This window comes from Sporosarcina sp. FSL W7-1349 (assembly GCF_038003045.1).
Classification (GTDB): Bacteria; Bacillota; Bacilli; order Bacillales_A; family Planococcaceae; genus Sporosarcina.
Map to the genome: position 1 here is coordinate 658,923 of NZ_JBBOOK010000002.1, position 11,709 is coordinate 670,631.

Annotated in this window: 12 protein-coding genes; 1 reads left to right on the plus strand and 11 read right to left on the minus strand. The window is 48.9% G+C overall.

Features of this window, described 5'->3' with window-relative positions; all coding sequences use genetic code 11:
* Positions 1-13 precede the first annotated feature (13 nt).
* Positions 14-400 carry a large conductance mechanosensitive channel protein MscL gene (gene mscL / locus MKY41_RS17235; RefSeq protein ID WP_340746240.1) on the plus strand — a complete coding sequence of 129 codons (387 nt, stop codon included), beginning with the start codon at positions 14-16 and terminating at the stop codon, positions 398-400.
* 210 nt (positions 401-610) lie between these two features.
* Here mscL and MKY41_RS17240 read toward each other — a convergent pair whose 3' ends face one another.
* From MKY41_RS17240 to MKY41_RS17290, 11 genes are all read right to left on the minus strand, one after another.
* Positions 611-2,527: a DUF2207 domain-containing protein gene (locus MKY41_RS17240; protein WP_041072142.1), complete on the minus strand. Its 1,917-nt coding sequence runs from the start codon at positions 2,525-2,527 to the stop codon at positions 611-613.
* A 584-nt stretch (positions 2,528-3,111) separates the two neighbouring features.
* Positions 3,112-4,191 carry a nuclease-related domain-containing protein gene (locus MKY41_RS17245; RefSeq protein WP_340746241.1) on the minus strand — a complete coding sequence of 360 codons (1,080 nt, stop codon included), beginning with the start codon at positions 4,189-4,191 and terminating at the stop codon, positions 3,112-3,114.
* Positions 4,192-5,003: 812 nt separating this feature from the next.
* Positions 5,004-5,396, minus strand: a complete 393-nt coding sequence (locus MKY41_RS17250; RefSeq protein WP_052483861.1) for an ABC transporter permease — start codon at positions 5,394-5,396, stop codon at positions 5,004-5,006.
* Complete coding sequence (locus MKY41_RS17255) at positions 5,393-6,139, minus strand: ABC transporter ATP-binding protein (RefSeq protein ID WP_340746242.1); 747 nt, start codon at positions 6,137-6,139, stop codon at positions 5,393-5,395. The genes MKY41_RS17250 and MKY41_RS17255 overlap by 4 nt, the downstream gene beginning before the upstream one ends.
* A 73-nt stretch (positions 6,140-6,212) precedes the next feature.
* Complete coding sequence (locus MKY41_RS17260) at positions 6,213-7,148, minus strand: ABC transporter permease (RefSeq protein ID WP_340746243.1); 936 nt, start codon at positions 7,146-7,148, stop codon at positions 6,213-6,215.
* The gene (locus MKY41_RS17265; RefSeq protein WP_445683356.1) at positions 7,126-8,094 is read right to left on the minus strand and encodes an ABC transporter ATP-binding protein; all 969 of its coding nucleotides are present in this window, start codon (positions 8,092-8,094) and stop codon (positions 7,126-7,128) included. Before MKY41_RS17265 ends, MKY41_RS17260 begins: the two co-directional genes overlap by 23 nt.
* On the minus strand, positions 8,051-8,749 hold the full coding sequence (locus tag MKY41_RS17270) for an ABC transporter ATP-binding protein (RefSeq protein ID WP_340746245.1): 699 nt from the start codon (positions 8,747-8,749) through the stop codon (positions 8,051-8,053). The genes MKY41_RS17265 and MKY41_RS17270 overlap by 44 nt, the downstream gene beginning before the upstream one ends.
* Positions 8,742-9,110 carry a GntR family transcriptional regulator gene (locus tag MKY41_RS17275; protein WP_041076267.1) on the minus strand — a complete coding sequence of 123 codons (369 nt, stop codon included), beginning with the start codon at positions 9,108-9,110 and terminating at the stop codon, positions 8,742-8,744. Before MKY41_RS17275 ends, MKY41_RS17270 begins: the two co-directional genes overlap by 8 nt.
* A 2-nt stretch (positions 9,111-9,112) precedes the next feature.
* Entirely contained in the window at positions 9,113-9,907 is a 795-nt protein-coding gene (locus MKY41_RS17280) for a hypothetical protein (protein ID WP_340746246.1), read from the minus strand.
* A 12-nt stretch (positions 9,908-9,919) separates the two neighbouring features.
* Positions 9,920-10,714, minus strand: coding sequence for a hypothetical protein (locus MKY41_RS17285; RefSeq protein WP_340746247.1), 795 nt, complete (start codon positions 10,712-10,714; stop codon positions 9,920-9,922).
* Between the two features lie 241 nt (positions 10,715-10,955).
* On the minus strand, positions 10,956-11,537 hold the full coding sequence (locus MKY41_RS17290) for a hypothetical protein (RefSeq protein ID WP_340746248.1): 582 nt from the start codon (positions 11,535-11,537) through the stop codon (positions 10,956-10,958).
* Between the last annotated feature and the right edge of the window lie 172 nt (positions 11,538-11,709).

Genomic DNA, 11,709 nt, shown 5'->3' on the forward strand with positions numbered 1-11,709 from the left:
AGGGAAGAAAAATATGTGGAAAGAATTTAAGGAATTTGCCTTCAAAGGCAACGTCTTCGATCTGGCGATTGCTGTTGTAATCGGAGCAGCTTTCAGTAAAATCGTGACCTCCCTCGTGGAAAACATCATCACGCCTATCATCGGTGCGGTGACCGGGAAGATCGACGTTTCCAAACTTCATCAGGAAATCGGGGGAGTTAACATTACATACGGATTGTTCCTTCAATCGATCATCGATTTTCTTCTGGTCGCCTTTTCGATTTTCTTCGTCATCCGCCTCCTGCTGAAATTTAAGCGGAAAGAGGAAGTCAAAGAAGAAGAAGAAGAAGTGGTAGTGGATAAGACGGAAGTCCTCCTTGAGGAAATCCGTGATCTATTAAAAGAAGAACGGCGCGCATGACAAAGGGGCTGTACGAAAAGTCCAGGCACAGAGTTGGATACTAGCAAAAAGCAAGGGCGCCGGGAGACTCCTGCGGGAAAGCCGGCCGACGAGACCCCGCACGGCTGTAAGCCGGAGGAGGCTCGTCGGCTGGCCCGCGGAAAGCGACCAGAGCCCTTGCTTTTTGCGTGTTTAACCGGAAAATCCACTTTCTAGACAGCCCCTTTTTGTTCAATCCGCTCCTGCGCCGCCTCCTCCGCCATCTCCACCTCCGCCTCCACTGTAACTGCCGCCGCCATAGTCGGATGTACCGCCACTGGACCCGCCACCCGTCGGGATATTCATCGAGTCCCAAGTGGAACGGATGAACTGCATCGGGTCTTCTTCCAAAGCGAACAAAGTGGCCATAGGAACGGCGGGTAAGACGGACGCATTGAGCTTCGGAAGTGTCCTCTTCTCTTTATTCAATAAATACGCACGTGCCAGCCAGCGATTCTGGTCCTCTTCCGAAAGATGGGATGGTAATCCTTTGGATAGGCTCGCTTGGAATTTTCGGATGCTAATTTTTGCATGCAGGCCACTCTTTGAAACAATGAGGGAATCGGAAAGGCTGCCAATAAAAATCGCCCCTGACAAGAGAAGGAATAAGGTCGCATTTTGCAGATCGCTCGGTGCCCATTCCCGCGAGAGGAAAAACAACACACCAAAATAAAAAATCGGAACAAGACGATTTTTTCTAAATCCAGCAAGGGCCATAGCTAAGAGAATGGCCGGAAGCACAAAGTTCCAGGTGCTTGGATTGTTCACATAAAAAGCCGATGACATCAGTATTGCGGTAAGGATAAATGTAATCCAACCAAGAACAGTCGGGAGTTTATTGGACAACGTACCCGCCTCTTCAAGAAGGGTCCGGACTTCCTCGTGCCAAATACGATGATTTTTATCAAAGGTATAATAGCGACGCAAATACATCATTTTCCGCTCTTTCTCCCCTTTTGCCTGCCCTGCGATATCTTGCAAATGGAACGTCCTATTTTTCAAACCGCTTTTAAATAACCAAGCTACCAAGGTCTTCTCATGAGGCAGCAATGGTTGCGTACTCGGCACCAATTGGAAGGCAAGGGTTTTTTCCGGGGCGGAAGGATGTCTCTTAAACCGTTCTGCGGATGGTTCCGTCATGATTTTCACATGGCCTTTTTCCGCCAAAGAGAGCAGTCCCGCCAAGAAATTCCTCGATTGATAGGCACCATTCCGATCGATATATGCTAGATAGACGGGATCGGTTTGAAGAACGAAATCGATGCTGCCGAACGGCACGACCCGGCGCTGGCGCATGAATAAGAACAAAGCAGCGAGGAGGGCGAAGAAAATGGCTCCTCCTTTGACCATCATTTTAATCGTCGGGGTACGGGCCAACCTCTTCTGATAGGCCTCCCAGTTCTGCGTTTCCTCGGCAACGACCTTTTCAAAGGACTGCGATTCTGCTGACTTTTGCTGCTCCGTCATAATGCTTGAAGGAAATAGAACCCGCGTCGCCGTTAAGGTTCGGGCCTCGGACGCTGGCGTTTCAAAGATGATGCCATCCTCATACAGATGGCTCACTCCTCCGTTTCGATCGTACATAAACCCATGGATGTTGGATTCGCCTACAGCACCGGGCAGAACGTACGCAATGCTAATATTTTGAATATCTTCATCATGATTCGAGCCCTCTTCGAAAAAAGTGAGATTGAGATCACTATATGTATCGGTGGATTGCACCGCATTTCGCAAATAATAGATGTAGAGGACAGAAATCGTTTGATCCTTCGCTTGGACGGCCGTCGTCCGGGTCAAGCCCTCTTGCGTCACGGCAGCCGGCGTCAACATCTCATTCGTCACCTCGCCGACAACAGCATCGTTGCGATCAAGCAAATAAGCTTCGAACGTATCGACTTGCGAATTATGCCTCTGCGGGAAGGATCGATGCAGCTGCGTGAACTCGCCGTCGAACGTATACGTGAAGATTTCATTGACGACCATATCCCCGTTCGGCTGAAGCCATCCTTTAATCTGCACCTGATCAATCGTATAAGACTTCGCCTCCACGAGAGGAGCCGGCAGCATGAAAAACAGGATTGCCAGAAGAACCCCTACCACGTTTCTCATCCGAACACCCCCATTTCTGTTGCTACGTATACGGCTGGAGCCAGCGGACGGTTTCATGGCAAGCGGAAATAGAGCGGAAAGACAGGGGTGTGTGGTGAAATGGTCATGGGATGGCCGAAATGGTTTTGCTTGCACCCAGAAGATGGTTCATTGCACTCCCAGCAGGATTCGTTGCACTCAACCAGGGATTCCTTGCACTCGGATGGCAGTTTCGTGCACTCAGTGGAGCGTTCCTTGCAGGGCGATTTTACGCTAGGCAGACGGTTTTATTGCACTCCCAACGCCTTTGCTTGCACTCAACCAGGGATTCCTTGCACTCGGATGGCAGTTTCGTGCACTCAGTGGAGCGTTCCTTGCAGGACACTTGATTTTACGCTAGGCAGACGGTTTTATTGCACTCCCAACACCTTTGCTTGCACTCAACCAGGGATTCCTTGCATTCGGATGGCAGGTTCGTGCACTCAGTGGAGCGTTCCTTGCAGGGCGTTAGATTTTACGCTAGGCAGACGGTTTTATTGCACTCCCAACGCCTTTGCTTGCACTCAACCAGGGATTCCTTGCACTCGGATGGCAGGTTCGTGCACTCAGTGGAGCGTTCCTTGCGAATCAGGGCTTTTCTCATAATCCTCTTTCATCAGATTTAAGGGAAAACGATAAAATCTCCCCCTGCTCATCCCTTCTGGTTCAAGAGGCAACTCGCCGAGCAATCGGGCAGCAGTATAGTTCGCTGATACATGGAGAAATTCCCGACACTCCCGATTTGTCATAGTTTCACTTACCAGCATGAACCAATCCTGGATAGTCCGCTGATGCGCTCGTTTACTAACATGGTGACAACCCGGACAAATCCAGCCACGGAATATTTTATCCATGCCAAGCATCCCGCAATTCTCGCATTGAACACCACTTTTTATATCAAGTGGACTTATATTCATCGTGTTACATAGTGGAAATGGATTGAAATCCTGGTGTGCACTCGATAGTTCATGTACTATCACTGATAAGGTTTTACTATCTAAGATGGGGGGCTTTTGCTCTCGTTTTCGGAGAACATTTGGAAGCTCATATGGGAAAAGCATGGTCAAACGAGGCCGGGAATTCTCGATCAACTGCCTGGATTGAGTGAAGACGACAGCGCCTGTAATCGGAACAGAAAGATTTCTGGAATGAAACCAATCTTCCAATAGAAAACAATTCCGCTCCAGCTGGACGGAGGGGCACTCGAAAGCATCCGTTTGACCGTTATCCAGGACACGGACCATTTGATTCCACTCATTTGGAAAATGAATACGGCCCGCAATATTTTTAATTTCCAAGATGTAAACACCTTGAGGAGAAAGAAACAGCGTGTCCAGTTGAAATTTTCCGGTTGAAGTTAAATTCAAGTCGTGGAATATATAATGCTCGAAACCAAATTGATACTTCAAAAAGATTTGATCCACGATACCAGCTTGAGCAATCCGGATCCGCTCTTTAAGCTTCTCTGCAAATGGGTGGGTGGGTAAAATCCTCTCCTGCATAGCATGCATTCCGATTAAATTGTATGGAACAGACCTTTTTTTGACTATCAACTGTCCATTCACCTCCTCTGCTGAGCGTAACACAGACTTCAATTGGAAACCATATGGAAATAGAAAGTTATAATTTGATCCTATTTTTGTCATCAAATCCCCCTTATTAAGCGGCAAAATACGATTTTGGATAGCTAAACCGTTCTTTAACTCCTTCAAATTCTGATTTTGACTAGTTTTTATAAAACTTTTTCGTTTACAGATTGCGATTTCTTGTATTCAACTAATAATTCCTTGCACTCCACGCCCGGTTCCTTGCACTCACTCACAGGGTGCTTGCACTGGAGCAACGGTTCCTTGCGCTCCAATTAGATTTGCTTGCTTTCTCCATTTTGCTTGCACTCCACCCCCGATTCCTTGCACTCACTCACAGGGTGCTTGCACTGGGGCCACGGCTGCTTGCACTCCAATTAGATTTGCTTGCTTTCTCCATTTTGCTTGCACTCCACGCCCGGTTCCTTGCACTCACTCACAGGGTGCTTGCACTGGAGCCACGGTTCCTTGCGCTCCAATTAGATTTGCTTGCTTTCCCTATTTTGCTTGCACTCCACGCCCGATTCCTTGCACTCACTCACAGGGTACTTGCACTGGAGCCACGATCCTTGCGCCCCACCTGGATTTGCTTGCACTCGCCAGTTCACTCGCGACCTCCGCAACCATTCCGCCACAATTCCGCCGCTCCCCGCCCGTGCAGCATTGCCTCGCCATCGGTTAGGTGATACAATGGAAAGAGGATTCTGTATAAAAGGAGTGACGTTCAGTATGTGGTTCTTATACATCATGTATTTCTTGTTCGCATTTATTGGAATCGGCACAATTTTAGGTCTCGTTCGTACATTCAGTTCAAATAATTGAGCCAACGAAAAAAGCCCCCCACAATGGAGGGCTTTTTTCGTTGGAACGGCCTATCGGCCCAGGCGGATCAGTTGCATCCTCTCATTGAAAAGAGATGGATAGGATAAGAAGCCGAGACAGACGCTCCTCGTGGCGGCCGTCGTCAGCAGCTCAATCGCAACAAAGGTCACAGCCAACTTCCATGTAATGCCCCGGATGCCTCCCCCTTTCTTGCGGGCGTTCTGCACAGCCGCGGCAATCATCAAGGCAACCATCAGCACGATGAATAAATAACTTTCCGAGTCGAATACGAATTGCAGGACGAACCCGACTAGCAATAATTGCACGATGGAACGGATTGTCGCGATCATCGTATCCCGTTCCAGCCGCAAACCGAGCGTTTTGGATAAAGCCAATGGAATCAGGACAAATACCAAGGTGAGCGCCAATGCCAACGGAGTCATTCGGACACCCCGTTTACAAAACGGTCCACCATCGGATTGCTGGATTTCTCCAATAGCGAAATTTCACCCGTCTGCACAAGTTCTCCCCGGACCATCACCCAAACCGAATGGGCCATCCGTTTGGCCTGTTCGAAATTATGCGTAATCCAAATGACCGTGATTCCTCTTTCCGTATTCAGCTTGCGGATCAATGCCTCGATTTCACGTACCGACGATGGGTCCAAAGCCGACGTGATTTCATCCAGCAAGAGAATTTGGGGATCATTGAGCAAAGTCCGAGCAATCGACACTTTCTGCCGCTGTCCTCCCGAAAGGCCATTTGCATCGCGATGGATAAAATCGGGATCCAAGCCAACCTGCTCGAGCACATCTACCGCTTCTTCCGCCGAAAGCTCCTGGCCTTTTAATCGAAGGGGCAACGCTATATTATCCAACACGCTGCCTGTTGTCATAGGCGAGTTTTGCAGCACAATCCCGACATGGCGCCGAAGTTCCGTAGGCGAAAAATGGGTAATCTCCCGTCCCTCCACGTAAATGTTCCCGCCAGTCGGGCTCACCAACCCATTGCATAGTTTCAGCAAAGTCGTTTTTCCCGCGCCGGAAGGACCGACCAGGGTGGTAATCTCCCCGCACCGGAAAGGACCTGTCACCCCTCGTAAAATATCGATACCCTCTGTTGAATAGGAAACGTCCCGAAGCTGCAATGCCGGCTCATCGGACGGAGAGTTTTGAACAATTTCCATTTCATTCTCCTCTGTTCTTTGTAAGAATACGAGGATTATAGCATAACATTACTATTCTTCATTCAGCACCCATTCATGCCGCCACATCCCGCCGGGTAAAGGTCGAATAGCTGATGACCAGGAACAGTACGAGATACACTGCAAGCACTGCCAAAGAGAAAGGCAACGTAATCCCCTCCACGATTTGGTAACCTGTCTCATACATAGTCAGATCCATATGAGTGAACACGATATATTTCACGAATTCGTATTTGGACAGCAGGACAACGACGGTGGATCCCATAAAGTAAATAAACAGGGACAACCCGATAGCGAGAGAACTGGAACGGAACACGCTGCCGATCATGAAAGAGAAGGTGGCGATGATGAACACATTCGCGAAGGACAAAAGCAATAAATATAAGCCTTTGCCCCAAATCGAAGCTGTCACGACTTCCTGTCCATTCCAAACAAGCTCCTGGCCGCCCCCCGACGGGAATAAGATGTACGCCCCGATAATCGATATCGCAAACCCGATAAACATCAATAAAATCCCGAAGGCCACGACCGCCACATATTTTGACGTCAACACTTTCCACCGTTTGACAGGACGGGAGAGCAGCATTTTAATCGTTCCCTGTGAAAATTCCGAAGCGACAATGCCCGCTGCCACAATGACTGTAAAAAGGACCGCTATGGATCCGATGCCGGCGGAATCCATGATGATGCCCTCCCGGCTATTAGAGTCAATCGGAGCGATATCGTGGGCGAGCCGATACTCCAACACCTTCTCTTCCCCCATCAATTGCTCCTTTTCACTGGCTGTCAGGGTCGGATCCTGTGCCAATTCCTGAACTCCCGCCAATTCTTCCTGTACCGCTGACCGCCAATCCTCCGTTCCTTCCGAAGATGCAACCCATTTCGTCAAACCAAGCATCCCCGCGATGAGAACGACCAACAATCCGGCCATGACCCAGGTCCCTTTCCTTGCCCAACATTTCATCCATTCATTTTGTACGAGCTTCAGCAATCTGCCCACCTCCCGTCATTTCCAAAAATTGATCTTCCAATGTCTTGCGGAACGGCTGTACTTCGAATAACCGAAGCCCCTTCTCCATGCACTGCTGAATCAGCCCGGGAATCTGCATCTTCTCCGCGGCAAACGTCAATCCTTCCTTATAACGTTCCACCGTAAATCCTTCCTCCACCAACAAGCGTTCCGCAGAATCCACCGGAAATGCTTCTATATAGTAATGGCTTTCATTCGACTCCTCCATATTGCGGATATCAATCAATCGACCATTCTGGATGACGGCAATCCGGTCGCACATGAGCTCGATTTCCGACAGCATATGGCTCGATACGAACACGGAAATCCCATCCTTCTCCGCGATCTCCCGCAAATACGTCCGGAACTCGCGGATACCCGCAGGATCCAACCCGTTCGTCGGCTCATCCAATATTAAAAACCGCGGGCGGTGCAGCAATGCCTGGGCTAAACCTAAACGTTGGCGCATCCCGAGAGAATATGTGGACACTTTCTCGTGAATTCGGTTTTGCAGTCCAACCTGACTGACGACTTCCGTAATCCGCTCCTTCGCCACACCCTTGTGCATCCGGGCAAAATGGAGCAAATTCTTATAGCCGGACAGATATCCGTACATCTCGGGATTTTCGACGATGACCCCGACTTTCCCCATCCCTTCTTCGAATGACTCTGCCAGCGACACCCCATCGATCACCACATCTCCGCCTGAAGGTTTCATCAAACCGACCATCATCCGGATCGTCGTCGTTTTCCCCGCACCATTGGGCCCGAGAAATCCGGTGATCTGACCCGGATATAGCGCCAAGTTCAAATCATCGACCAGTTTCTTCGAGCGGATTGATTTCGATAATCCGCGCAACTCTACAATCGGTTTCGTTTCCACTTCACTTTCCCTCCCTAAACAGCGATACCATCCAAGCGGTCGCATCCATTCCATGGACATCACGGATTTCATCAACCGACTCATGCGCAAGCAGGCGGCCCCCGCGTAACACGACAATTTCATCGAGCAATGGTTCCACTTCCTTCAACTCATGTGTGGACATGACAATCGTTTGCCGTTCCGTATCTGTGAAGCGGATCAGCCCCTTGGAAATATCCTCCCGCACCATCGGGTCCAGTCCCGAAAACGGCTCATCCAGCAAATAGTAGTCAGCCTCCCGTGCAAGCGTCACCGCAATTTTCACACGACCACGATTTCCCTTGGACAAGTTCTTCATTTTCGAATCCAGCCCGATATTTAAAAACTGGGCCATCTCTTTCGCCTTGACCGGATTGAAATCGGCGAATTGCGACTCATAAAACTCAAACAACTGCCCCACCGTCAAATAGGGATAAAATAAATCCGCATCCGGCATATACGCTACGGAAGAGGCAATTCGCCGCGTAATTTTTTCACCATTGCACTCGGCACTGCCGGAATTCGGCGTCAACAGCCCTGCGATGAGTTTCAATAACGTCGTCTTGCCACTACCGTTTTCCCCGACCAATCCGACGATTTTCCCCTTCGGCAGCGCAAGCGTCAAATCGTTGAGCGCCCTGCGGCTACCATACTTTTTCGACACGTTTTTCAGCTCAATCATCGTTCCCACCCCGCTCTTGTAAATGATGGATCATTTCATCCGTCGTAAAGCCGAACGCCTCCACACTTTGGATGAAGGACGTGATCAATTGATCCTTCATCGCATCCCGGACCTTCGCAATTTTCGTTTCATCTTCCGTCACAAACGACCCTTGGCCCCTTCTCGTTTCGGTGATTTCCATTTGCTCCAACTCCTTATACACACGCTGCATCGTATTGGCATTGACCCCGGCCTCCACTGCATAATCACGGACGGAAGGCAATTTCTCTCCTGGTTGCAAAGTGCCTCGGATAATTTCGCCGATAATGCGATCGATGAGCTGTTGATAAATCGGTTTATCAGGTAGAAATTCAATGCCCATCGTCATAACCTCACTTTCTTTTCAAATAAAACCCCGCCGGCCATGAATAGGACAACGGTCACCGCACCATAGACCAGCAACCCGCCGATGGTGAAGACAACGCCTTCCGGAACAATGCCCATGAAGAAATAACTGTCAGATTCATTGAAGAAGGCGGCATCCGTCCATTTGACCGGTCCAAACGCCTTCAACGAGTCAAGGATCCCCGAGACCCGAACCTTCTCCCATAAGATCGTACTTAGGAAGAAGATTATATAAGAAGCTGTTGCGCCTAGGAATTTACCAATCCGCGAATGCAATACTTGATAGACAGACCAGAAGAAAAAGCCGAGTCCCATGACAAAGAGGGAGCGGAGAAACAGGGCAACCATCACACTGAGCAATGGAAGGACCCCTTCCTCAAATGGAATCGTGCCGCCCCCTTCCGATAAATAAAAGGCGATTCCGAGCAACAGACCATTCCACAACAGGGAAGCGGTCGTAACAATTGAAGCGAACGCCACTTTCGCTCCAACAAGCCCGGCCATCGGGACAGGAGAATGAAGCCAAATTTCCGGCTGTTTCATTTCATTTCCCAAACTCGTAAAAAGGAGGAACAGTCCAACAAACAAATGAAGGACAATCCAAGTTCCCCCAAAAACTAGAGCATGACTGAAGTAACTCCCCGGGACACCTAACAGCTTCTGAATCGCTAGAGGCCCGCCTAGTATCACAAAAAAGGATAGGACCGCGATAAGACCTACTCCCCATCGGAGCAGCAACCACTCTTTCCATATCAACCCCCGCCAGCTTTTCATCTTCTAACCTCCTCATAACCGTATTTTCTTCTCGAACAAGACGGCTCCACCGATGAACATTGCCAACATGAGCAGGACGTCTAACACGAGTTCCCCAGTGTAGAACTCCGCTGTATAAAACAAGGAATGGCCGGATTCATATGATTCCCCGGCTGGTGTCTGAAGAGTTGCCACTTTCGATAAATCCACTTTACCGACCTGCACGATCCGCTCATACAGTTCCGTTTGTCCGACACGGGCCGCCAGCCATATAAAGAAGACGAATAGCAAGAGAGTCGCCGGCACCGCAAACCCTCTGATCACTTGTTTCAACAATCGGTACAGCACCCATAAGAAAAATCCAAAGCCCATGACGGCGACGGATGCGTAAAACAATGTGATCAAAAACCAGACGCCGAAACGGAACATATCGCCCATCACAAAAATCGGCAAGTAGACAAAATTGTATTCGATGGCCAACACCAAAGTCGGTATTAAGAAACTGATAATACCAATCAGTACAGCAAAAGCCATTTTGGATCCAATCAACTTAAAAATCGATACCGTTGAATGCAGCCATACATCAGGCCGCTTCATCTCCCGCTCCAACAAAACAAGCAACGTTCCCACCGGGACCAGAGTACCAGCAAGCGCCCAAAGAAAACTCATGACCAACGTAATTTCATAGAAATGAACATCCAAACCGAATGTCCGAATGAATAAAAACGGAAAAACCGTCAGGACGGCAATGCCTATAATGACCATTGCAAGCAACGGCCACTTCATCGAAATCCACTCTTTCTTCAACAACCCGTTCCACTGCTTCAACGTGGTAACCCCCTTCTGTATCGGTGTTCTAGTTATATAGTACACTATATGCGCAGGATGTGTAAAGGATGAATGTATATGAACATATAAACAACACAAAAAACGCATCCCGGTGAAGCTTGGATGCGCTGGACGAATTAAGGATTCGTATTGAAGAAGCTAGCTATGAAGTTTGAGTGGGACTCCCGATTGACAGGAGCTCCCGTTTTTCAAATACGGTCCAGGTAGGCGACTTCCTCGATTAAGAAACAATAATATCCTTCTCCTGCTGGTCGAGTCGGCCCAGTTCCTCTTGCGCTTCATCGCGTTTCCTGGCCAACTGGTCCTGCACTCGCCGTACATCCCGAAGTACATTCTGCACTTGATTCTGCGCATCGGTGATCCGGGAATGGATCGTCCAGTCGGAGAAGATATTGTCAAAGAAGAGATCTGTGAACGTAAAGATGTCATTTTGACTGATTGTGAAGGATTCAGCTGCAATATTTTGGACATCCATCAACTCGGTCCGATAATGGCGCAATGCCCGTTGCGCTTGATGGATCAAGTCTTCTGAGCTGTTCATTTCTGAATATTTAAGTGCGGAGACGACCAAGCCGCCGTCTAGGAACGTATCCCATATCGACATCCCTTCGGCGGAACCTAGCTTATCCATCGCTTTGTCCAATGCATGGACCGCGATTTTCCCATAATCGAAAGCTTCTTCGATTTCCCGTAGCAACGAACGGAGCCGCACCCGATCATCGGCAATCTTTTGCAACGTCTGCTGTGCCACTGAACCATGTTGCCGGATCCACGCCGCTTTCTCTTTCAGGAAATCTTCCATTCCTCCTCGATATAGGTGAAATCGGGATTGTTCATTTTTTCGCTTCCCGGTGTGATTTTAATTATTTCTTCGCCGTTTACTTAGCGATATTTTTGCCAGTACAGTAATATCAACCCTTTCAACGCATTCGATTTTTATATCCACTCAAATTATAAGTATTAGATTGATTGAA

Coding starts and splice junctions, on each gene's coding strand:
- MKY41_RS17270 (WP_340746245.1), bottom strand. CDS start 8,749: ATGATTGAGCTGAAAAACGTGTCGAAAAAGTATGGTAGCCGCAGGGCG.
- MKY41_RS17240 (WP_041072142.1), bottom strand. CDS start 2,527: ATGAGAAACGTGGTAGGGGTTCTTCTGGCAATCCTGTTTTTCATGCTG.
- MKY41_RS17250 (WP_052483861.1), bottom strand. CDS start 5,396: ATGACTCCGTTGGCATTGGCGCTCACCTTGGTATTTGTCCTGATTCCA.
- MKY41_RS17255 (WP_340746242.1), bottom strand. CDS start 6,139: ATGGAAATTGTTCAAAACTCTCCGTCCGATGAGCCGGCATTGCAGCTT.
- MKY41_RS17290 (WP_340746248.1), bottom strand. CDS start 11,537: ATGGAAGATTTCCTGAAAGAGAAAGCGGCGTGGATCCGGCAACATGGT.
- mscL (WP_340746240.1), top strand. CDS start 14: ATGTGGAAAGAATTTAAGGAATTTGCCTTCAAAGGCAACGTCTTCGAT.
- MKY41_RS17275 (WP_041076267.1), bottom strand. CDS start 9,110: ATGGGCATTGAATTTCTACCTGATAAACCGATTTATCAACAGCTCATC.
- MKY41_RS17245 (WP_340746241.1), bottom strand. CDS start 4,191: ATGACAAAAATAGGATCAAATTATAACTTTCTATTTCCATATGGTTTC.
- MKY41_RS17265 (WP_445683356.1), bottom strand. CDS start 8,094: ATGCGACCGCTTGGATGGTATCGCTGTTTAGGGAGGGAAAGTGAAGTG.
- MKY41_RS17280 (WP_340746246.1), bottom strand. CDS start 9,907: ATGAAAAGCTGGCGGGGGTTGATATGGAAAGAGTGGTTGCTGCTCCGA.